Below are 20,534 nucleotides of genomic sequence, written 5' to 3'. Positions count from 1 at the left end.
GTGTTAGGCCTGCCGCCAGCGTTCAATCTGAGCCATGATCAAACTCTTCAATTAAAAGTTTTTTCGAACAATGTTCGACTCAATGAATTCTACTGTCATGCGCTAACTCTAGTTAAAGAGTTAACTTGTCAAGTATGAACATTCTAAATCCGAAGATTCAGCATTGAGATTTAAATTTTTGATGACTTCAAAGAAGTCATTTCGAATAACTCAATACCTGTGAATGTCCACACAGATTTCTTGTTTAAATTGTTAAAGAGCGTACTGATTTCGCGCTTGGCTCATCAGGTCAGGGCTGCGTATTCTACGCTTTCCTTTGTTGGCGTCAAGTGTTTTTTCAAACTTTCTTTTCGCCGTTGATTTGAGAGGTTATTTACCGTTCAAATCAAGCTGTCTGGCTTGCTGCATACACCTTGTGTTTGCTGCTGTGCCGTGTCAGTGGATGCGCATTATAGGGAGCTCAGATTTTTGCGCAACCCCTTTTTTGAAGTTTTTTGCAAAAAGCTTTTTGAGTGCTCAGTAAAGCAACAGATCGAGCGAGTTTTATTCGAAACACCCCTATTTTGGCTAATCTGAAGCGTATTGGGTGGAAAACGATTAAAGTCAACGAGACTAATTGATTTAGATAAAAAGCAATAATGCCATCAGATGATGGCATTATTGAGGGAATAGTTAACGGCTTTTGCTAATTTGGCTTCACTCTCGTCGCTATGACGACTAAGTGCTATTAAAGCATCTATAAGCTGGCTGCTATTTACTATATCTATTTACTGTTGATTTTTAGTCTCTTGCTCAACCTTAGGCTCATGGGACTCGTCGCCGACAATATCAGTCACCTTCAATTTATCGACATTCTTAATAGTAATGAAAGGGCCTGATAATGCATAAAGATAAAACGCTATACATAAGATGATGGCAGGTTCGACTGATATGACAGCAAAAACCGCGACAATAATAATCATCACTAAAAAGTTAACCTTACCTCGCCAGTCTACTTCTTTAAATGAATGATATTTAAAGTTGCTCACCATGAGTAAGCCCATTAACGCGGTAATAAAAGCAGCTATATAACTAATATTGGTAGGGTCAATGCCATAGCGAGAGCCACTCCATATACTGCCTGCTATTACTGCCGCGGCGGCTGGACTGGCTAAACCTTGGAAAAAACGTTTATCTGCTATACCTACTTGGGTATTAAAGCGTGCAAGACGAAGTGCACCTGCGGCACAATATATAAAGGCTGCCATCCAGCCTATTTTGCCGATATCGGCCAAGGCCCAATTATAGGCAAGTATTGCGGGAGCTACTCCAAATGACACCATGTCGGCCATGCTGTCATATTCTGCACCAAAATCACTTTGGGTATTGGTCATTCGTGCAACGCGTCCATCGAGTCCATCAAAAAGCATTGCGACGAATATGGCTATGGCTGCGGATTCAAACTGACCATTCATTGATGAAAGTACAGCGTAAAAACCCGAAAACAGCCCTGCTGTGGTAAATAAATTAGGTAATAAATAAATACCTTTGTTTTTTGCTGTGTTATTTGCTGAATTTTGCATAAACTAAAAAATGACAATAATATAAGTTAGATTACAAAATACGATAACATATTTTGCTGACAACAAAGATAGCCATTATCCACTGAGATAGTTTTTCTCACTTAAATGTGATGGCCATATTTTGTTTATCCAATTTATATCACTTAATTTCAGTCTGACAACTCGGATGGTCTAATGAAACGGTTTATTCAACTATTAGCAATAGTCACCTCATCAATATTGGCTTTCAGCGCTTTTTCGGCAGCCATTTATACATGGACAGATGCAAATGGCGTGGTTCATTACAGTCAGCAACCGCCAAAGGGGGTAAATGCGACTATTATTTCCAGTGAAGATTTGCAACCGAAAAAGATTGGGACTAAAACACCAACCCGTTTTAATGATGGCTCTGTTGAAGAATCTGACTTAGCTCGTTCAGCTAAATTAATAAAAGAAAAAGATGCGCAACAGGCCAAATCAATCTGTGACAACGCTAAACACAGTTTAGATTTGCTTAATACCTATACCCGCCTGACGAAAACCGATGATTCAGGTGAAGAGGTGACGATGACAGAAGAAGATAAACAATCAGCACGGGCTGAAAATGAACAGCGAATTAAACTTTTCTGCCAATAATCACTGACATCGCCGTTAATCACTCTCGCAATTAATTTTGTCGAATAATAAAAAATCCGATAGCCCCTAGTTATCGGATTTTTTATTAGCTAAAGCTTTGGTACTAAGTTCAATTTTACAAACTATCACACTGACAATGTCTGTTTACTCCAATGTAAAGCCCACTTTAACTGTCACTTGCCAATGAGCAATCATTCCTTGATCAAGATGCCCACGAGTTTCAACAACCTGAAACCAACGCATATGCTTTAAACTTTTGTTCGCTTGCGCAATTGCATTTTTAATCGCTTCATCAGAACTGATGGGCGAAGATCCCACTAATTCAATAATCTTATATGTATGGCTCATAATGCTTCCTATTGGTTAGATATTCTTTAACCAGTATAGGAAACATTTGTATTTTCGCCTGATATCGATCCCAACATGAAAACGATTAATACTGACGTCTTAATACCTTAGCTGCTTCAACCACGTTTTTCAGCGCAGGCTCAACTTCATCCCAAGTACGAGTTTTTAAGCCGCAATCAGGGTTAATCCATAATTGTTTAACCGGTATTTTTTCCGCAGCCCTAGTCATCAATGTCACAATATCATCCACACTTGGAATATTTGGCGAATGAATATCATACACACCAGGGCCAATGTCATTGGGGTATTGAAAATACTCAAACGTATCCAACAATGTCATTTGTGAACGCGACGTTTCAATGGTGATGACGTCTGCATCCATTGCGGCAATAGCGGTTATTGAATCATTAAATTCGCTATAACACATGTGGGTATGAATTTGAGTATTATCTTGTACTACACTCGCTGACAGCTTAAATGCCGCAACCGCCCAATCGAAATAATGTTGCCACTGAGATTGCTTAATTGGCAAACCTTCTCTAAACGCAGGTTCATCAATTTGAATAATGCTAATACCCGCCTGTTCTAAATCAGCCACTTCATCTCTTATCGCTAGCGCGATTTGATTGGCTATTTGCTCTCTGGGAATATCTTCCCGGGCGAATGACCAATGTAAAATAGTTACTGGCCCAGTCAACATGCCTTTAACGGGTTTTTCAGTCAAGCTTTGAGCATAACAGGCCCATTCAACCGTCATTGGCTTTTCACGACTAACATCACCAAAAATAAGTGGTGGTTTGACACAACGAGAGCCATAGCTTTGCACCCACCCAAAATCAGTAAAGCCAACACCGTTAAGATCTTGTGCAAAATACTCGACCATATCATTACGCTCTGCTTCGCCATGTACTAATACGTCAAGGCCGATTTTTAATTGGCGTTCAATCGTGTCTTTCGTCACTTGCTCAAGTTGACGCTGATATTCTTGTGATGACAAATCACCGGTACGCCAACGTTTTCTTAATCCTCTAATCGCCGCTGTTTGTGGAAAAGACCCAATAGTCGTCGTGGGTAATAAGGGTAAATTAAGCTTTTGGTGTTGTGCTGAAATACGTTGCTCGAAGCAACTTTGGCGCTGAAAGCTATCTGGGGTTAATTTGGTCAGTCTTGTTGCGACGTGTTTGTCGGCATTAGCCGCTTTATTGCTTCGTCGTGTTTGACATCGATTAATAATCTGTTGCTTTGTCGAATGATCATTTGAGGTCAGTAGACCTTTTAAATCCTGTAACTCTGTCAGTTTTTGTTTAGCAAATGCCAATTGCTCATAAAGTGATGCGGATAATTGTGTTTCACTGTCCAGACTAACGGGCGTATGCAGCAATGAACAAGATGGCGCTAACCAAAGTCTATCAGCTAATTTATCGGCTAAAGGCTTTAGTTGTTGGGCAATTAAGTCAATGTCGGCTGCCCATACATTACGGCCATTTATCACTCCGGCAGATAATACTTGCTCAGCTGTTAATGAATTTGAAAATAAGTCTAACTGGCTGCTATCACTCACTAAATCAAGGTGTAACCCTTGCACTGGCAATTGACTGACTAATGAGTGATGATGCGCAATAGAGCCGTAATAACTGGCGAGTAAAATGTTTAACTCAGCAGGCTTGTTGTCAGCTAAATTCGTGTAACTTTGCGTGATTGCTTGCTGCCATTGCGGAGATAATTCAGCAGCCAATACCGGCTCATCTAATTGCACCCAAGTCACGCCTTGCTCAGCAAAACGCTGTAATATTTGCTGATAGACGGTTAATAAAGGCGTTAATAATGATAATTTATCGAAGTCACCTACAGCAGTAGATAAGTGCAAGAATGTCACAGGCCCTAATAAGACAGGCTTTGGAGTGTGCCCTAACTGCTGCGCTTGAGTGACATCATCAAATATTTGTTCATAGGCAATTGAGAATGTTTGCCCTTCATGTAACTCAGCCACTTGATAATGGTAATTGGTATTGAAAAATTTAGTCATTTTAGCCGCGCACACTTGCTGAGCTGAATGTCCTTTCCCCCTAGCGGCAGTAAATAAGGTATCAAGATCAATAGGCTTAATGTTACCTAAGTCATCTACTGCTCGGTGTCTTTTAGGTATCGCATTCAGGGTCGCAGTAAGGTCAAGTACATGATCGTAATAAGCAAAATCACCCACTGGAATAAGCTCCACTCCGGCTTCAGCCTGCCATTGCCAATGACGTGCTTTCAGTGTGTTTCCCACCGCAACAAGGGCTTCTTGGCTTATTTCACCACGCCAATATTGTTCTAACGCAAACTTTAACTCACGTTGGCTACCGATACGTGGAAAGCCAAGATTTGTAATTTTCATACTGTTTTCCTTGTGATTAGCAAATAATTGTTGCCTTTATGTAAAAAAATTACATGGGCGTCTGGACGTCTAGAAGTTTAGTGTGCTAATCTGCTGTCAAGCAATCGAATTGATTTCATCAGCAAGTTGAGTAAGTTTCATGTGGAGTGAGTAATGATAGAACTAAGACACCTTCGCACTTTAATGGCGTTAAAAGAGAGTGGAAGCTTAGCAGGTGCGGCTAAGAAACGCTTTGTAACCCAATCGGCACTTTCTCATCAAATAAAAGAGTTAGAAACCCGAATTAACTCAGCTATTTTTGTACGTAAAAGTAAACCGCTATCCTTTACTCATGAAGGCGCACGGTTATTAAATCTTGCTGAAGAAATTTTACCTAAAGTGATTGCCACAGAGTCAGTATTGAAACGTGGTTTAGAAGAACAAGACCAACACTTAAAGCTTGGCATTGAATGCCACAGTTGTTTCAGATGGTTAATGCCGGTTATTGAAGCATTCAAGCAACAAGCACCTGATGCTCAAATTGATATTTCAAGCCGCCATTTATTTGATTCATTAAATGCGCTTGAAAGTGGTGCACTGGATATAGTATTAACTTCAGATCCCGTTCCAGGGCATGCAATTGCCTATCAGCACTTATTCGATTTTGAAGTCAAACTCGTGGTGAGTAATGACCATGAATTAGCAGCACAGGCTTTTATTAGCCCAGCGCATTTAGCTAAACAAACACTGCTGACTTATCCTGTACCATTGAATCGTTTAGATATTTACAAACATTTTTTAGAACCTGCTGGCATTGAAATTGGCCAACAAAAACAATGTGATTTAACCTCAATGTTACTTCAACGAGTGGCTTGTAATGATGGTATTGCAGCCTTGCCAACTTGGTCAATTAAAGAAAGCCAAGGGTTAAGTTTAAAAGCAATTAAATTAGGTGCGGATGGACTGAAAAGACCATTATTTGGTGCGTATAGACGTGACGCCACTAATGCAAACCTGATTCAAAAATGGTTAGAACTAGTGGCGCAAGAAGGATTAACCCTACAGCGGATTAATTAATAAGCCTCGTTTAGATAAAATCTGACGTAAAATAAGCCCTGCTGAGTCAGGGTTTATTGTTTCTTGTAAATTATGCGCCACCATAAATTCATTGCGTAAATCATAATCTAACCCTAATGATTCAAAGGCCTGAATAGATAAGGTATGTTGGTGAGTATCAATAATTGATTTGATCACTTTTAACGATACTGGACGGTCTAACTCACTATTCAAATATGCAAAAGCAGTTAATGCAATCACTTGACCAAACAAGCTAAACAACGCCAGAGTTTGCATTTCATCGGCATCAATTCTTAAATTACTATTTTTTTCCTGCTCGTGTCTCAGCAGTTCAATAGCATCTGTTGCTATCATCTCGTTCAACTTCCAATAACCGTGTACCAATTTTTTATAGGGCTCGGTTAATTCATCTAAACGTTCTTTTAAATAAAATGAAAAAGCATAACGATAAATGTTAATTTGGCCTAAACGAATCAGTGCATCTTTAATACTGCGACTTTTAGTTGAAACCACTCCGGCGGTTTGAGCTGTATTACTACGTAACAATAAATGCGCTGCTAATGCAGGGTCTTCTGAAACAATATCGATAATAATACGAATATCCGCCTCGTTAATTAACGCCTTTTTTAGCGGAATTAAAATACCTCTTCGGCCAATAACCTGTTCTTCACTGCCTATTATTTCATTAACTTGAGATAATACTTTTTGCTCAAGAGTTGTCATAAGCCATTTTCACCTTATTGTTCTACTGTTTTGGCTGTTGGCAAAACCATACCATAAAAAAGCCAACAAAAACTTGTTGGCTTTACTTAGTATAGTCACAGATAAAGTGATACTCAATCACGCAATAGAATTCTTATCCGAGCATAAACCTCGACAAATCTGCTGGCGATAGATTGCGATTATTCACCTTTGTTTAAAAGCGATACCCGACTGTGAAACGAATATTACGACCATCGCCTGAATAGTAGCCATTGCCCCAAGGAGAGTAATACCCTGAGCTAACATATTGCTCATCTAACAGGTTGTCTGCACGTAAACTGGCGCTCCACTGTTGGTAGCTATAATTCACAGCCAAGTTTGCCAAAACATAGCTATCAAGTTGTGGGTCAACATTACCATTATCGCCCTCAATAAATCGTTTACCTGTGTAAACGCCTTCAGCAAACACTTGCCAGCTTTGAGCTATATCATAACTGAGATAGCCTCTGGCATTATGTTTTGCCACCCAAGAAAGTGCTTTACCGTTATTTTCACCTTCAGTAAATTCTGCATCGATATAGTCGTATGACACACCTAATTGCCAATCTGTGGCAAATTGCACATCGTAGCGGGTATTTATCCCTAAACGGCTAGAAGCATCGGCATTAATATTGGCACCACCACCTTGCGGGCCATCAGTGCGACCTGCGTCATAAACAATTTCATCTTCTAAGTCGAGCTGGTAAACATTCAATTTGAAAGACTGAGCCTGAGTTACCCAATCCCAACCTGCTTCATAAGAACGACCGGTTTGTGGGTTTAACCCCATCACGGTAACAGGGGTATAAGCTTGTTCGTCTACTTTTGCAAAACGAAAGTTATCGCTGGCTCGCACATATAGTCTGTGGTGATCATTGGGGCGGTAATGTAACCCCAATTCAAGTGCATGAGCATCGTTATCTAATTCAATGCCATTGGGGTAAAGAATTTGATCGCTTAAATCATCTTTCACTTCACTATAACGACCACCAACCACATAAGATAAACTTTTTGTTAATGGTACTGAGGCCTGCACATAGGCACTTGCAAGGGTTTGCTTATTTGATCGCTGGATATAGGCTAAGTCAAAATCAGCCTCACCTTGATGCACATCAATACCTGCAACAAGGTCTAAATTACCATTATCTAATTGATAATTGGCAGTGGCTTTTGGCGAAAAACTTAATAGATTACGTTCAATACGCCCAGCACTGCCCCACACAAAATTGCTCGTTAACGTATCAGAATAAGTTAAATCAGCTAATAATGCCCAAGTATCAGACACATTAAACTCATATCCGCTTCGAAATGCGCTGGTCATTTCATGAGAATATTCATCATCTGAAAAGGCAGCGGCTTGACGCGGATTCTCTTCAAACTGCGCTAATGTTAAAGCACCAGGCACTTGACGGTTATCATCATAATAGCTGCCTTCAATAAACCACTTATGTGCATTGGCTTGATATTGTAATCGGCCTAACAAAGAGCCTGTTTCGCTTTCATTGTTATCACGATAATTATCACTTTGGTTAATGCTACCGGCTAGGTAATAACGCCAAGTGTCACTAATATCACCTGAGATATCCCCTTTCGCTTCGTAAGTGTCAAAACTACCTGCAGTAAGGGCTAAACCTCCACCTGTGCCAGCGGGCGCCTTGGTAATAATGTTAATAACACCACCAACAGCTTGATCGCCATACAGCACACCGGCACTGCCATATAACACTTCAACACGCTCAATTTGATTTAGCGGCACGGCGTTAATATTAGGTGCTGAAATGTCAGTGTTATTGAGTCGGCGACCATCAATCAGGATCAGAGTATTATTTGCCGCTTGTGACGCTGAAAAGCCACGCATGGCAAAGACTGAACCAGAATTATTATCAGAAACTTGAATACCCGCTTGGCTACGTAATAGCTCTGTTAAATCAGTAGCGCCACTCATTTGAATATCGGCAGCATCAATCACATTCACATTTGAGGCAATATTCATTGGGGTTTCAGCACGACGACCAATGACCACCATATTGTCTTCTATTTGTGCAGCAGGTTCTGTCGAGGCTTGATTAGCGTGAACGAATAAAGATGCGCAGCTAAGTCCGATAATCGTGCTTAGTGATAATGCAATTTTTGTTGGATTTGTACCCATTTACCTTTAACTCCTAAAAGGGAAAATGGGGCAGGAATGTCGCAATAACGCCATTTTATCGAGAAGAAAAAACGATTATTACATTTCAAGATCTGCCCACCGAAATCTCGAAATCATCTTTTGGGCCGGTCTCCGGACTGAGGCACTTTACTCTGCAAGTAAACGAGCCATGCTATGTTACACAGGGCTCTAACCTTTCACCGTTGCGGGGGCAGTATTAGATTTACACTAATTTCCCGATTATCCAATATTGTTAGCTAACGTATTGGCACCACAAAAGATTGACACGTCTGAATGACGTTTATCGCGGGTATTATACGGAGGTTGTAACCGGTTTGATATATGAAGTTATCGATAAGTATCTTTAGTTAATTTCAACATCATTGAATCATGTTCATCATTAAAACTAAAATTACTCTTTAGTCATAAATTCGCGGTAATTATTTTCATTTAACGGCGGTTGATTTTCTCTAAATACCGCAACTCGCATCGACTTATGCAATAAATATAAGTCTTTTTCACCACTGACTACAGTAAAGAAACCAATCTCTCCCTTAGGGATAGTCTTAAAGCTGTCTTTAACAAAAACAGTCGCGTTATGAATGTCAGGCATTGCAGTACAGCCCAAAATACCGTGAACAGCATCTAAGCCAGCCACTTTTGAACTCCCTAATGCGTTGTATACCAAGCTACCTTGGCAATGCTCATTGTATTTGTCTGCCATACTGTCCAAAAACTGTTGCGCTGAAATCTCATCTGCAAGCCCTTTAAAACCTTGCATACAAATTAATCCACTCCAATCATTGAGGGTTTCATTTGCGGGAATAAACTCAGCAATAAACATATCACCTTGCATTTCATTGAAGGCGAGTTTCCAGCTTAACGGCGGTAAAAAACCAAACTGAGAGGCAAAGTCTGATAACTGTTGAACATCTTTTGGCATTTTAATTTTGCCAACATGTTGTTCGTCATCACCAAAAATAGGGGAAATGGGACTATGAGGATTTGCAGACAATAAAGCACAAGGCAGAGTCAATACTAGCCCAATTAAGCACTTGGTTACTGCAATGAGTTTCATTAATTTAATCCTTGTCAAATGCTCATCAACACCTTTTGATGAGGCTATTTTGTGGGCAACAAAAATAGCGATTTAAAATAGTAAACCTAACTATATATCACATTGGTAGATTTTTAAAACGTCTCCTTAACAAAACACGGTGTAATTTATACACTTATTCTTTGTTGGAAGACGTTTCAACTGACTAAACGGTATGACGTCCCTTAGGCCTCATCAGTTTCGTCATCAAGAGTATCTGCTTCAAACTCGCTAGACTCTGCAGCAATTGCCGCGGCAACACTTTTCGCTTTTAAATGCTTTTCTGTCTTACGCTTATTACGCTCAGCTTGTTTGCCTAAAAAACCTTGTAACGCTTCCTCGCCCCAAGCTGTTGCTTCAGCTTCTGTAGCAAAACCGTCGTGACTTTTCGACACAATTGTTTTGGTCGCTGTCATACGGCGAGTGATTTCAGTTTTCCATGTATTTTCAACTTGAAACACACGGAAGGCATACTTTTTACTTTGACTCATTTGTCTATTTTTCCTAATGGATTAACGCGTTAAACCGGCTTACGCCTAATGACTTGTCACAGATGTGACACTAATTTTTTACCATTTGATTCGAGCCAACAATCATCATTTCGCATTTTTGACAGTCGAACACTAGCTTCAATTTATCTTTACCAACATCTAAAAACATCGGGTCGGCTTTAATGCCTTCCACTTCTTTAGGGCATAAGTTAAAGCTGTATCGCAAACAATGCTTTGTAACCATTAATGGCGCATCATGTAATACTTTGTTTTTCTCATAGGTGTCTTCAATTTGAATTACCCCATGTTGCTCATAAAAATCACGAGCTTGCTCATTAGCCACATTAGCTAAAAAGCTTAATGACTTTTGTGGGAAACGTGCTTCTTTGTTATAAGCCCAGCGTTCAGGCCTTTTGTAGGCTTTAACTCTGGCTGCCATTAACGCGTCTACCGCTTCACGACGAAGCTCATTAACCATTGACGCAGGCAAAAACCAAATTTGCTCAGTTTGTAGGTTAATTTTATTGGCAACAAAATCTGTACTGCCTAATTTACCTAGCTGCTTCTTAAGGTTAGCTGCAGATTTAACCTGATCATTAGCCGCTTGCTTGTCACATTCAATAGCGGCTTGAGCACTAATACCATGCGCATCCGTTAAGGTTAAACACACACCATTTGACGTATCGGCAAACTGCATATCAATGGTCATTTTTCGTGTGGCTGACTCTTTGTTTAGGGTTGACTCAAATTTATGGTCAAAGTTTCTAAACATCATTACGCCGACTTTTACATCTTTTGGCACTTCGGTTAGATACAAAGTATTGCCGTCTGCACGGTTAACACGAGTCCCGGCAAGTTTGTCATCAGATAGTCGCTGGGTTTCATAATGCTCAACAAAAAAACACAAGCCATCGCCATTATTAAATACGATATCTTTACCGCTTTCGCTGGTGTCTATCTTGATAAAGTCTTTACCAACATGGGTAATACGTCCCACTTTTTCACCAATAAACTTTGGCGAGCTAAAATGCTCAATCGCTTCTGTACGCTGATTAACAAAGTAATCAGTTTTACCTCGGTTAAAGCTCTTGTCTGGGTCTGGGGTAAAGTTGAACTCGCAACGACCATGAGAAATAGACTCAAGATCATCACGTTTAGCAATAATTGCATCCAGCTGCTGACGATAATGTGCGGTTACATTTTTAAGATACGTAATATCCTTTAAACGTCCTTCAACTTTAAAAGAAGTCACACCCGCATCAATTAAGGCTTCTAAATTATCGGTCTGATTATTGTCTTTTAATGACAATAAATGCTGATTTTCTGCTAACACATCGCCATCACGAGTGGTTAAGTTACACGGTAAACGGCACATTTGTGAACACTCACCACGGTTAGCACTTCGATTAGAGTAGGCATGGCTTAAATTACATAAACCACTGTAACTGACGCATAAAGCCCCATGAATAAAGAACTCTAATTTCATTTTAGTGCTAGCGGCAATATCACGAATTTGCGGTATGTTTAACTCGCGCGCTAACACCACTTGAGAAAAACCAACTTGTTCTAAAAACACTGACTTTTCAGGTGTTCTATTATCCATTTGAGTACTGGCATGCAACGCAATAGGAGGTAAATCTAATTGCAATACCCCCATATCTTGAATAATAAGTGCATCTACTCCTGCATGGTATAAATCCCAAATTAACTGCTGGGCTTTAGGTAATTCATCGTCCATTAAAATGGTATTTAACGCGACAAATACCTGCGCATGGTAACGATGCGCAAATTCTGCTAACCGCGCGATATCTTCTACGCTATTACCGGCATTATGTCGGGCACCGAATGCAGGGCCACCAATATAAACTGCATCAGCGCCATGACGAATGGCTTCAATGCCATAGTCGGCATTTTTAGCTGGTGCAAGCAATTCAAGCTGACGCTTTTTGGGTGGTGTTGGGGTAAATAATTCAACAGAAGCCATAAGTTAGTGCACTATCTAATCAATCAAAATGTAATGGATAAAAAAGTGCGCCAACAAATAATGTTGGCGCACTTTTTTCAATCTGCTTATTCTAGCAAATATGTTGTAAAAATACCCAGTTTAGATAAATAAATCTTGGATGTTTTTCAAATCACCCTTACCGCTGGCAATTTCTTCAGGTGTTAAACCAGTCACTTCATGGGGAAACACTAACCATTCGTCAGTTGAATGAATAAAGTAATCAGGCTTAATCGGCACTTTAGTATTTTCAGGCTTGTAGTACGGACACGCTACACGAATGTCTTTAGGGATATTCAAACGCATAAACTTCTGTAACTTGCCAATCAAAGCGTGAACACTTCGGCCCGAGTCGAACACGTCATCAACAATCAATAATCCGTCGTCAGCATTGGCATTTTCGATAATGTAGTGCAGACCATGAACCTTAATATTCTTACTTTGTTTGTCTGTTCCAATGCCATAGTAAGATGAGGTACGCACTGAAATGTGGTCGGTTTCAACGCCTTTAAAGTCGAAATATTCTTGCACTGCAATACCAATAGGTGCGCCGCCACGCCAAATACCAACAATAAACTGTGGTCTAAAACCAGATTCATATACCTGTGCCGCGACTCTAAATGAATCTTCTAATAATTGTTGTGCGCTAATATAAAGTTTATCGGTCATTGAATTCGCCCCTATTTTGATTGCGGCGAATTTTATACCAATTTTTTAGATATTTCCTGCTTAGATGTCATATAAACACTAAAAATGCGATGTGGTTTTGGATAAAAAATATCCTTTCACTATTAAAAACCCTATGGCATAGTAATTTTATTATCCACTTAAGATGAAGCTAACCACTATGTTGCTTGAGAAGAAGTTGAAAACCTTAGCCGTTAACGAGCCTAACTCAGCCGATGTTCTTAACCCTCACAGTGATAACCCACTTATTTGGCCATTATTATCTCTGCTTCAATCCTCAAATCACTCATGGAAAGTTCATCACCTCGCCACTGAATTACAACAAAAAGGCTTACTCCATAATCTCGACTCACAGCCTGAAAAAAACTTATTCAAACGTAATTTTCTATTGATGAATGCGTTGTACGAATTACAAGATATGCTGATGCCTAAACAGTGGCTGCAAGTCAAAGCTATGGAGATTCAATTATTCAGAATTATCCCCAATAATGCCGATATTCTGCATCATCAAGACGCAGCTCTGAGGGAGTACTATTTAGACTGGAAAAATTATGACACCTGCGTCAATGTGGTCAGAGAAATGCTTGAGTCATTTTGGAATAACTATCAAGAATATATTGGCCTTAATTTGCAGTTGATGAACAAAGGTCATGCATTAAAAGTGTTTGAACTTGATGACACGGCATCTAACAAAGACATTCGCAAACAATGGCGTAAACTCGCACTCAAATGGCATCCAGATAGAGACCAAGGCAACGCTGAAAAATTTAAAGAAGTGTGTGAAGCGTGGCAAACATTACGTGAAAACAATTTGGTTGCTTAATCCACGGTGCCCGCTACCGCGTAATATGCCATTAAATAATGCCATCAGGCCGTCTTAGGCCTAAGCGTTTCAGCATGCGCTAATATTATTTTCAACAAATCACAACTGGATCACATTAATTCCGTCACTTTCATCGACAAAATATGTCATCATTTCATCGATAAATTCAACTTAGAAACACATTTTTGAGGTATTCATGTTTAAACATTTAGCGTTAGCATTAACTTTAGCGGTTGCCCCATTGAGCACATTTGCTGCAGATTTTGTTGAGGGTAAACATTACACCCAAATTTCAAATAAGGTTGTACCTAGCGAACCTAAAGTCACCGAGTTTTTCTCGTTTTATTGCCATAACTGCTACAACATGGAAACCAAATACCTGCCAGAAATTAAAGCGGGTCTTGATAAGCAAGTAAAATTTGACACCAAACACGTTGACTTTATGAACAGCGACATTGGCACTGAAGTCATGCGTTCATTAGCTGTAATTCAAGAGTTTGAAAACAAAGATGAAATGAAAATGGCCATGTTTAATGCCATTCAGGGTAAAGACGATGGTCACCATGACCACAGTGCTCACGACCACAGCCACAACCATGAGCCACAAGTAAATAACCGCGATGATATTAAAGCAGTATTCAGCCAATTTGGTATTGATAGTGCAAAATATGATGCCTTAGCAGATAGCGAAAAAACCGACAAAAAGCTCACTTTATGGCGTCAGCAGCAAATCATGTACCGTGTACAAAGCGTGCCTACCTTTATTGTTAATGACAAATACGCCATTAACATGAACGAAATGCGTACACTTGACGATTTAATTAATGTAATGAATTACTTAGCACTTAAAAAGTAACTTATTCACACATCAAAAAGGCTATCATTTGATAGCCTTTTTTTATGTCTGCCGTTTTTATATAGACAATAAGTTGCACAAATTAAGCTCAGGTTATTTAAGCTCTGGTTTTTTTAAGGTAAGGCATGGCCTTTGGCGGTAATATAAAGGGCATACCAATCTTCACGACTTAAAGTTACTACAGATGCTTTAGCGCAAGCCGCTATACGCTGTAAGTTTGTGGTGCCAATAACCGGCTGAACTTGTGCAGGATGACGCGTAATCCACGCTAATAAAATAGCTTCTACGCTGGTTTGATACTTAGCGGCTAATTTGTTGACTAACTGAGTGGTTTCTTGAACAGCTTGGCTATCGGTATCGCTGTGGTTTCCAGAATACACTCCTTGGCACAAACTTCCCCAAGACTGCACTTGTACTCCATTATCTTGACAGTACTCTAAGGTGCCAGACGTAAAGTTGATATTTTTCCCCGCTTGATTACCGGCATAAACGCCTTCATCAATCCAAGCTTGCTTAGCTAAGCTTACCTCAATTTGATTGACCACCAGCGGCGTATCTAACACTTTTTGCAGTTTTGCCATTTGATATTGATGCATATTCGACACACCAAAATGATTCACTTTGCCTGCAGATTTGAGTTCAGCAAAAGCCTCGGCAATTTCATCTACTTGCATTAGTGGATCTGGGCGATGCAACAGTAATATATCTAAGTATTCTGTGTTTAACTGCTTAAGACTTTTTTCAACTGAATGGGTTATCCATTGTGATGATAAGTCATAACGTTGGGTGGTATTTTCATCTGCAAAGCGAATACCGCACTTTGTTTGAATAATCATTTGTTCACGTAATTGTGGCCGCTGCTTTAATACTTGGCCAAACACTTGTTCAGCTTTACCTCTGGTATAAATATCGGCATGGTCAAAATAGTGAATATTATTTTCTAACGCACAATCAATCACTTCATGAGCTTGTTTAATATGAGTATTTTGAATTGGATTAGTGTCCCAACCTCCACCTAATCCCATGCATCCATATACAAGAGGACTCGCGTTAGGGAAGTGTTGTTGAATCGGTAATAGAGCCATTTGCCATCTCTTTAGTGAAAAGTTTCACAAAAATTACAATAAGTTGGCTAAAGGTTAATAGAAGTGGCGAGAAATTAAAACCCGCCGTAAGAATAAACAATGGTGAGACGTTTTACGTTTGCGCAGCAATAAATTAAATATGGCTTAATCAAAAAAGTCTTTAATATGTAGCAATGCTAACAGCACATGCACGATTAAAAAACCAATAAAGCCTTGAGCAAAGAGCTTATGGTAACTGCGCCATGTTAAGGCGTCACTTGGATCGACAATATACCAAAGTATGCCGGTAACAGACACCAACACCAGCAATACCACGCCAATACCTTCAATAATACTAAAAAGACCTTTGCCACCAGAAACCGGTAACTTGCCTTTAGCGACACCTTTAAACTCTGCTTTTAATTGAGAAAAATCGCCCACTAAATACGGGAAAAATTGTTTCCACTGCCCTTTTAAACACACTTTTACGGCAAATAATACTGCCAGCACAGCAGCAACGACACCGCCGTAAACATGAAAATAATCCCAAAACCCCGACCGACTACTTAGCTGGCGGCCAATTAAAATCCACGGGCTTGTTACCACTAACAAGACTGAAAACACTAACACCAGAACATGTAGTTTAGATTCAAGTCGGTTCCAAAGGGATCTGAATGACATTAATTAGGCCTCAATAATTTGCTGTGCTAACGCATCAACTTTTTGCCAATCGGTGTATTCCACTTTAGTGTTGGGATCAGTCGGACCTTTGGTGATCCACATAATGAATCGAATAATATTGCGATCAAATGGCCCATAACCTTGATAATCTAAATTGCCTGCAAAGGTATGGAGAATGTTAGGTTTCCAAACAGATTGCTCTAAAAATGCCTGCATGTAAGCATTGGTTTCTGGAGTGTTTTTATTGGGTTTACGCGCCACTAAGCTGACAGAAAAGAAGCCGCTGGGCTTGGTTTCTAATTCAGTTTGATAACGTTGGATAAATTCATATAAAGCAGGACGGTGTTTACCATGACGAATGCTAGCACCAATAAACACTTTATCGAATTGAGAAAGATCACTCACTTCATCTAGCGTCGCAATGGTCACCTTATTATCAGTTTGCTCAATTTTTGATTGAAGGTAATCACAGATCTTACGTGTTTGTCCGTGCACACTTGAGTAAACAAGTAAAATATTCGCCATAGGGCCACCTAAAAAATAAATTATTGTATTATATTACGATATACAAATACTTTAGACGTTGAAACAGATCACGTGAACAACAAGACTCAATTAAAGAATCCACTTTATGAAGAAAATGGCTTTAATTAAGCCCTAAAATGAACATCGTCTCCAGTGACGATAACGGTAGGTGTTCTGATACTCTACTTTCATCTTGATGCCTAACTGGATAAACTCCCTAAAATGGTATTTTTTATCGGTGCTGGATTTGCGGTTTACTCGTTAATTTTAGCCTGTAATGTCCCCCAAAGTCCCCCGAGAAGAGTTCGAAATCTATTGGCCAAAACAATCAAACTCGTCAATGGTGCCTAAATATAATAAATATAGGGGTAATGAATGATGTCTGAACAACAAAATAACGTAGCGGACGAGTCTGATATTTCTGCTAGAAAAAAAGCATTATTGCTGGGCAGAATGCTTGGGCTAGCCAGTGAAGATGATTATCGCCCATCCACGGCATCCATTGCTGAACGCGCACAACATCGGCAACGCAAATTACAAAGTCATTGCCAAGCCAATTTAGAAACCATTTTTGCATTAGCCTTAAATTACAGCCCTTCGGATGTGACCGGTAGTAACTTAGACGCTGATTGGAGCTATCAGTTTTTTCAAATGGCCGAGCAGATTCACAATCGTAAAATGCAGGATCTATGGGCTCGAATATTAGCAAGCGAGATTATCTCACCAGGAAACTTTAGCTTACGCTCATTAGCCGTACTCAAACAGCTTACCGCAAGAGAAGCGTTAATTATTGAAAAAGCCTTAGGAATGGCAGCCAAAATAGGCAGTGAAAAAAAAGTTAAGTTACTCAGTGGCTATAAAATGAGTGGTGGGATTAAACAATATTTTCGAAAGCATAATCAGACAGTATTTCCGTTATCACAACATGGATTACCCTATTCCAATATATTGACACTTATTGATGCAGGTATTTTATATAGCAGTGAATTTGAAACAGGCTTATTAGACACAAAATCTCCCTTAACAGTCACGTTTACAAATAACCAATTTACTATTAGCCCTAAAAATCCGCATTTGTTATTCAGCTACTATCGATTTACACACATTGGGGAGGAGTTGTGTCAGTTGATTACGCCCAAGTCTGACGACAAGTTTGCCGAAGAAATTAAGATACTGATAAAGAAAGACTTTACACTAACAAACTAATCGTATTGCTTACACTTTATATAAATGAGAATACTTGGCTTTATGAGCACCAAATAAAAAATGCCTTAATGCTTCGCTAGCTTCGCCTTGAGCATTAATTTTAGCCGCCATAATACCATTTTCAGAACGCACAGGCTCAAAATCTAAGTCTACTTCTAGGCCATTATTCAATATGAGCTTACCTGATTTAAGCATGTCATTAGGTGTATCATGCATTTTGACGGTTAGACCTGAGCTAGATAAAGACAGTACTTCAATGGGTTGCTCTGTTTGATTATCAATCACAGTAACATTTTCTAAGTCAGTCACCCGCCAACTGCGCTCTGCACCTCGGGTATCAAAAACTTCAGGCACACCTATCGCAGGAGAGAAGTGCCCACTTTCATTACGATTAAGTACCATAGGAAAGTGCAGGCGGTAGTGTCCAACTTCAGCTAAAAAAGCTAATTTAGACTCACTTAACACATTGGCCATCACCGTTGGGATAGACGTGGAAATATTAACCATGTCAGATAATGAAGAGCCTTCAGCGGCTGTTAATGAAGAGCCTTCAGCTGAAGTAAATAAAGAGCCTTCAGCTGTATTGAATAAAGAGCCTTCAGCGGTTGTAATTGGCAAGTCATCCCTCAGCACTAGAGACGATGTTTGGGACGTCTTAGCATGGGTAGCACTATTCGCATTGAATATGTTTTTTAAAAAAACTAATTCGTCTTCAGATAAACTACTCATTTTTACTGCCTTAAGATTGCTATACCAACATAGAAATACTACATTCCACTTACATTGGTACGGATTTTAACCGAATACAGGTTACTTTTTAATACAATTAAAAAAGTTTCATGCTTTTTCATGGTATTAACCTAACTGGTAAGTTATACACAAAAGAAAAAAGGCATTAAAAAATAATGCCTTCAGTTATCACTATCAGTGATTTTATTGTTTATATATCACACCTGATTTCATCACAAATGGAATGTCTAATAACGCTTCAATGTCGCTCAACGGGCTTTTAGGCATAGCAATAATATCGGCATATTTTCCTGCCTCAATCGTACCTAAGGTATTAGACATATCTATTAGTTCAGCACCATTAACGGTTGCGCTAACTAATATATCCATATTACTCATTCCCGCTTGATGCATCAGCACCGCTTCTTTTGCATTATCACCATGATGAGAAACCCCACTGTCCGTGCCAAAAGCGATGTTTACGCCCGCTTTATAGGATGCTTTGAAGTTAGCCATCATATCTCCGCCAACACGAATGGCTTTTGCTTTAATGGCTGGAGACATAAAATTGGTCGTTTTAGCCATATTAACCACAGTGTCACCAGCAAGTAATGTTGGCACTAAATAAGCACCGGTCTTTTTAAACAACTTAATGCTTTCTTTATCGGCATAACTTCCGTGTTCAATGCTATCTACACCTGCTCGTAAAGCAGCGTTAATACCTGCTGCAGAATGAGCATGGCTAGCCACTTTTCGACCTAAAGCATGTGCTGCATTAATGACTTCGGTTAATTCGTCATCTTCCATTTGCTGGCCAGTTCCAGTATTGGTATCTGACAATACCCCACCTGTTGAGGTAATTTTTATCACATCAGCACCAAACTTAATCGCTCGGCGAGTCGCTTTTCTACAATCAAAAGGGCCATCACATATCGTCTTTGATGTATATTTATCTAGTAAGTCTGGGCTCATACCGTCTACGTCACCATGACCACCTGTCACAGAAACACCACCAGAGGCGATAATTCTAGGCCCTTCAACCCAACCTTTATTAATTCCATCTCGTAATGCATAAATTTGTTCTGGTTTTGCGCCTAAATCCCGCACGGTGGTGAAACCAGCTAATAATGTTTTTTTGGCAAAGTAAGCACTTTGCATCGCGACATCCGCATCTGACATGCGTAGCCTTTCACTATCATTATTGGGGCCTAGTTCACCTTGCAAGTGCACATGCATATCCATCAAACCAGGCATCACAAAAGATTGACTCAGATCAACTATCGAAACCGTGTCTTGTTGGTCGTGTGATACCTGACAAATAAAGCCCTTTTTCACCTCAACCACTTTTCCATCGGCAATAACAATCGTCTGTTTTTGTAAGGGAGTTTCTCCAGGAATACTCAGTAATTCGCCAGCATGAATTAAGGTAATGTCAGCCGCATTTGCAGCGGCACAGAGCAGACTGCTACTGAGCAGCAAAGAAAGTTTGGACAGTATTAAGCGTTTCGTTTTCATCTATTTTTGCC

The 20,534-nt window shown here is 39.7% G+C and carries 19 protein-coding genes and 1 riboswitch; of the genes, 5 read left to right on the top strand and 14 right to left on the bottom strand.

Annotated elements, in window-relative coordinates:
• Nucleotides 1-767: 767 nt before the first annotated feature.
• Nucleotides 768-1,562, bottom strand: a complete 795-nt coding sequence (pssA, locus tag L2672_RS06925; RefSeq protein WP_248995098.1) for a CDP-diacylglycerol--serine O-phosphatidyltransferase — start codon at nt 1,560-1,562, stop codon at nt 768-770.
• Nucleotides 1,563-1,736: 174 nt separating this feature from the next.
• On the opposite strand from pssA, the gene L2672_RS06920 reads away from it, so the two are divergent.
• Nucleotides 1,737-2,177 (top strand): DUF4124 domain-containing protein, encoded by a 441-nt coding sequence (locus L2672_RS06920; protein ID WP_248995097.1) that lies wholly within the window; start codon nt 1,737-1,739, stop codon nt 2,175-2,177.
• A 144-nt stretch (nt 2,178-2,321) separates the two neighbouring features.
• Here L2672_RS06920 and L2672_RS06915 read toward each other — a convergent pair whose 3' ends face one another.
• Both L2672_RS06915 and metE read right to left on the bottom strand, forming a co-directional pair.
• Nucleotides 2,322-2,525 (bottom strand): dodecin, encoded by a 204-nt coding sequence (locus tag L2672_RS06915; protein WP_248995096.1) that lies wholly within the window; start codon nt 2,523-2,525, stop codon nt 2,322-2,324.
• An 85-nt stretch (nt 2,526-2,610) separates the two neighbouring features.
• The gene (gene metE, locus L2672_RS06910) at nt 2,611-4,902 is read right to left on the bottom strand and encodes a 5-methyltetrahydropteroyltriglutamate--homocysteine S-methyltransferase (RefSeq protein ID WP_248995095.1); all 2,292 of its coding nucleotides are present in this window, start codon (nt 4,900-4,902) and stop codon (nt 2,611-2,613) included.
• Nucleotides 4,903-5,055: 153 nt separating this feature from the next.
• Here metE and L2672_RS06905 point away from each other — a divergent pair, with 153 nt between their 5' ends.
• Nucleotides 5,056-5,958, top strand: coding sequence for a LysR family transcriptional regulator (locus L2672_RS06905; RefSeq protein WP_248995094.1), 903 nt, complete (start codon nt 5,056-5,058; stop codon nt 5,956-5,958).
• Here the strand turns inward: L2672_RS06905 and L2672_RS06900 are convergent.
• From L2672_RS06900 to L2672_RS06875, 6 genes are all read right to left on the bottom strand, one after another.
• Nucleotides 5,941-6,681, bottom strand: a complete 741-nt coding sequence (locus tag L2672_RS06900) for an HDOD domain-containing protein (RefSeq protein ID WP_248995093.1) — start codon at nt 6,679-6,681, stop codon at nt 5,941-5,943. The two genes, L2672_RS06905 and L2672_RS06900, sit on opposite strands and share 18 nt — an antisense overlap.
• A 193-nt stretch (nt 6,682-6,874) precedes the next feature.
• On the bottom strand, nt 6,875-8,848 hold the full coding sequence (locus tag L2672_RS06895; protein WP_248995092.1) for a TonB-dependent receptor: 1,974 nt from the start codon (nt 8,846-8,848) through the stop codon (nt 6,875-6,877).
• A 107-nt stretch (nt 8,849-8,955) separates the two neighbouring features.
• A riboswitch (cobalamin riboswitch) is annotated at nt 8,956-9,139 on the bottom strand.
• 121 nt (nt 9,140-9,260) lie between these two features.
• On the bottom strand, nt 9,261-9,926 hold the full coding sequence (locus tag L2672_RS06890; protein WP_248995091.1) for a hypothetical protein: 666 nt from the start codon (nt 9,924-9,926) through the stop codon (nt 9,261-9,263).
• Nucleotides 9,927-10,129: 203 nt separating this feature from the next.
• Nucleotides 10,130-10,435, bottom strand: coding sequence for a DUF3622 domain-containing protein (locus L2672_RS06885; RefSeq protein ID WP_248995090.1), 306 nt, complete (start codon nt 10,433-10,435; stop codon nt 10,130-10,132).
• A 70-nt stretch (nt 10,436-10,505) separates the two neighbouring features.
• The gene (locus tag L2672_RS06880) at nt 10,506-12,419 is read right to left on the bottom strand and encodes a peptidase U32 family protein (protein WP_248995089.1); all 1,914 of its coding nucleotides are present in this window, start codon (nt 12,417-12,419) and stop codon (nt 10,506-10,508) included.
• A 120-nt stretch (nt 12,420-12,539) separates the two neighbouring features.
• Nucleotides 12,540-13,106, bottom strand: coding sequence for a phosphoribosyltransferase (locus L2672_RS06875; RefSeq protein ID WP_248995088.1), 567 nt, complete (start codon nt 13,104-13,106; stop codon nt 12,540-12,542).
• A gap of 178 nt (nt 13,107-13,284) precedes the next feature.
• On the opposite strand from L2672_RS06875, the gene L2672_RS06870 reads away from it, so the two are divergent.
• Together L2672_RS06870 and L2672_RS06865 are read left to right on the top strand one after the other, a co-directional pair.
• A complete protein-coding gene (locus L2672_RS06870) occupies nt 13,285-13,947 on the top strand; it encodes a DNA-J related domain-containing protein (RefSeq protein WP_420833136.1) in 663 nt (220 codons plus the stop codon).
• A gap of 196 nt (nt 13,948-14,143) precedes the next feature.
• Nucleotides 14,144-14,803 (top strand): thiol:disulfide interchange protein DsbA/DsbL, encoded by a 660-nt coding sequence (locus L2672_RS06865; protein WP_248995086.1) that lies wholly within the window; start codon nt 14,144-14,146, stop codon nt 14,801-14,803.
• A 113-nt stretch (nt 14,804-14,916) separates the two neighbouring features.
• Here L2672_RS06865 and L2672_RS06860 read toward each other — a convergent pair whose 3' ends face one another.
• The 3 genes from L2672_RS06860 to hemG all read right to left on the bottom strand — a co-directional run bounded on the left by L2672_RS06860 (nt 14,917) and on the right by hemG (nt 17,073).
• Nucleotides 14,917-15,888, bottom strand: coding sequence for an aldo/keto reductase (locus L2672_RS06860; protein ID WP_248995085.1), 972 nt, complete (start codon nt 15,886-15,888; stop codon nt 14,917-14,919).
• Nucleotides 15,889-16,032: 144 nt separating this feature from the next.
• Nucleotides 16,033-16,548 carry a cytochrome b/b6 domain-containing protein gene (locus tag L2672_RS06855; protein WP_248995084.1) on the bottom strand — a complete coding sequence of 172 codons (516 nt, stop codon included), beginning with the start codon at nt 16,546-16,548 and terminating at the stop codon, nt 16,033-16,035.
• A gap of 3 nt (nt 16,549-16,551) precedes the next feature.
• A complete protein-coding gene (gene hemG / locus L2672_RS06850; protein WP_248995083.1) occupies nt 16,552-17,073 on the bottom strand; it encodes a menaquinone-dependent protoporphyrinogen IX dehydrogenase in 522 nt (173 codons plus the stop codon).
• A 375-nt stretch (nt 17,074-17,448) separates the two neighbouring features.
• Here hemG and L2672_RS06845 point away from each other — a divergent pair, with 375 nt between their 5' ends.
• Nucleotides 17,449-18,279 (top strand): TIGR03899 family protein, encoded by an 831-nt coding sequence (locus L2672_RS06845; protein WP_420833135.1) that lies wholly within the window; start codon nt 17,449-17,451, stop codon nt 18,277-18,279.
• A 9-nt stretch (nt 18,280-18,288) separates the two neighbouring features.
• Here L2672_RS06845 and L2672_RS06840 read toward each other — a convergent pair whose 3' ends face one another.
• Both L2672_RS06840 and L2672_RS06835 read right to left on the bottom strand, forming a co-directional pair.
• Nucleotides 18,289-19,008, bottom strand: coding sequence for a hypothetical protein (locus tag L2672_RS06840; protein WP_248995082.1), 720 nt, complete (start codon nt 19,006-19,008; stop codon nt 18,289-18,291).
• A gap of 204 nt (nt 19,009-19,212) precedes the next feature.
• Nucleotides 19,213-20,523: an amidohydrolase family protein gene (locus L2672_RS06835; protein ID WP_248995081.1), complete on the bottom strand. Its 1,311-nt coding sequence runs from the start codon at nt 20,521-20,523 to the stop codon at nt 19,213-19,215.
• Between the last annotated feature and the right edge of the window lie 11 nt (nt 20,524-20,534).

This window comes from Shewanella gaetbuli (assembly GCF_023284065.1).
GTDB lineage: Bacteria > Pseudomonadota > Gammaproteobacteria > Enterobacterales > Shewanellaceae > Shewanella > Shewanella gaetbuli.
Note: the sequence above shows the minus strand (reverse complement) of the source record. Positions and strands in the feature narration are given on the sequence as shown.

Coding starts and splice junctions, on each gene's coding strand:
- L2672_RS06885 (WP_248995090.1), bottom strand. CDS start 10,435: ATGAGTCAAAGTAAAAAGTATGCCTTCCGTGTGTTTCAAGTTGAAAAT.
- pssA (WP_248995098.1), bottom strand. CDS start 1,562: ATGCAAAATTCAGCAAATAACACAGCAAAAAACAAAGGTATTTATTTA.
- L2672_RS06905 (WP_248995094.1), top strand. CDS start 5,056: ATGATAGAACTAAGACACCTTCGCACTTTAATGGCGTTAAAAGAGAGT.
- L2672_RS06920 (WP_248995097.1), top strand. CDS start 1,737: ATGAAACGGTTTATTCAACTATTAGCAATAGTCACCTCATCAATATTG.
- L2672_RS06865 (WP_248995086.1), top strand. CDS start 14,144: ATGTTTAAACATTTAGCGTTAGCATTAACTTTAGCGGTTGCCCCATTG.
- L2672_RS06880 (WP_248995089.1), bottom strand. CDS start 12,419: ATGGCTTCTGTTGAATTATTTACCCCAACACCACCCAAAAAGCGTCAG.
- L2672_RS06900 (WP_248995093.1), bottom strand. CDS start 6,681: ATGACAACTCTTGAGCAAAAAGTATTATCTCAAGTTAATGAAATAATA.
- L2672_RS06835 (WP_248995081.1), bottom strand. CDS start 20,523: ATGAAAACGAAACGCTTAATACTGTCCAAACTTTCTTTGCTGCTCAGT.
- hemG (WP_248995083.1), bottom strand. CDS start 17,073: ATGGCGAATATTTTACTTGTTTACTCAAGTGTGCACGGACAAACACGT.
- L2672_RS06845 (WP_420833135.1), top strand. CDS start 17,449: ATGATGTCTGAACAACAAAATAACGTAGCGGACGAGTCTGATATTTCT.
- L2672_RS06860 (WP_248995085.1), bottom strand. CDS start 15,888: ATGGCTCTATTACCGATTCAACAACACTTCCCTAACGCGAGTCCTCTT.
- L2672_RS06895 (WP_248995092.1), bottom strand. CDS start 8,848: ATGGGTACAAATCCAACAAAAATTGCATTATCACTAAGCACGATTATC.
- L2672_RS06855 (WP_248995084.1), bottom strand. CDS start 16,548: ATGTCATTCAGATCCCTTTGGAACCGACTTGAATCTAAACTACATGTT.
- L2672_RS06840 (WP_248995082.1), bottom strand. CDS start 19,008: ATGAGTAGTTTATCTGAAGACGAATTAGTTTTTTTAAAAAACATATTC.
- metE (WP_248995095.1), bottom strand. CDS start 4,902: ATGAAAATTACAAATCTTGGCTTTCCACGTATCGGTAGCCAACGTGAG.
- L2672_RS06875 (WP_248995088.1), bottom strand. CDS start 13,106: ATGACCGATAAACTTTATATTAGCGCACAACAATTATTAGAAGATTCA.
- L2672_RS06915 (WP_248995096.1), bottom strand. CDS start 2,525: ATGAGCCATACATATAAGATTATTGAATTAGTGGGATCTTCGCCCATC.
- L2672_RS06890 (WP_248995091.1), bottom strand. CDS start 9,926: ATGAAACTCATTGCAGTAACCAAGTGCTTAATTGGGCTAGTATTGACT.
- L2672_RS06870 (WP_420833136.1), top strand. CDS start 13,285: ATGTTGCTTGAGAAGAAGTTGAAAACCTTAGCCGTTAACGAGCCTAAC.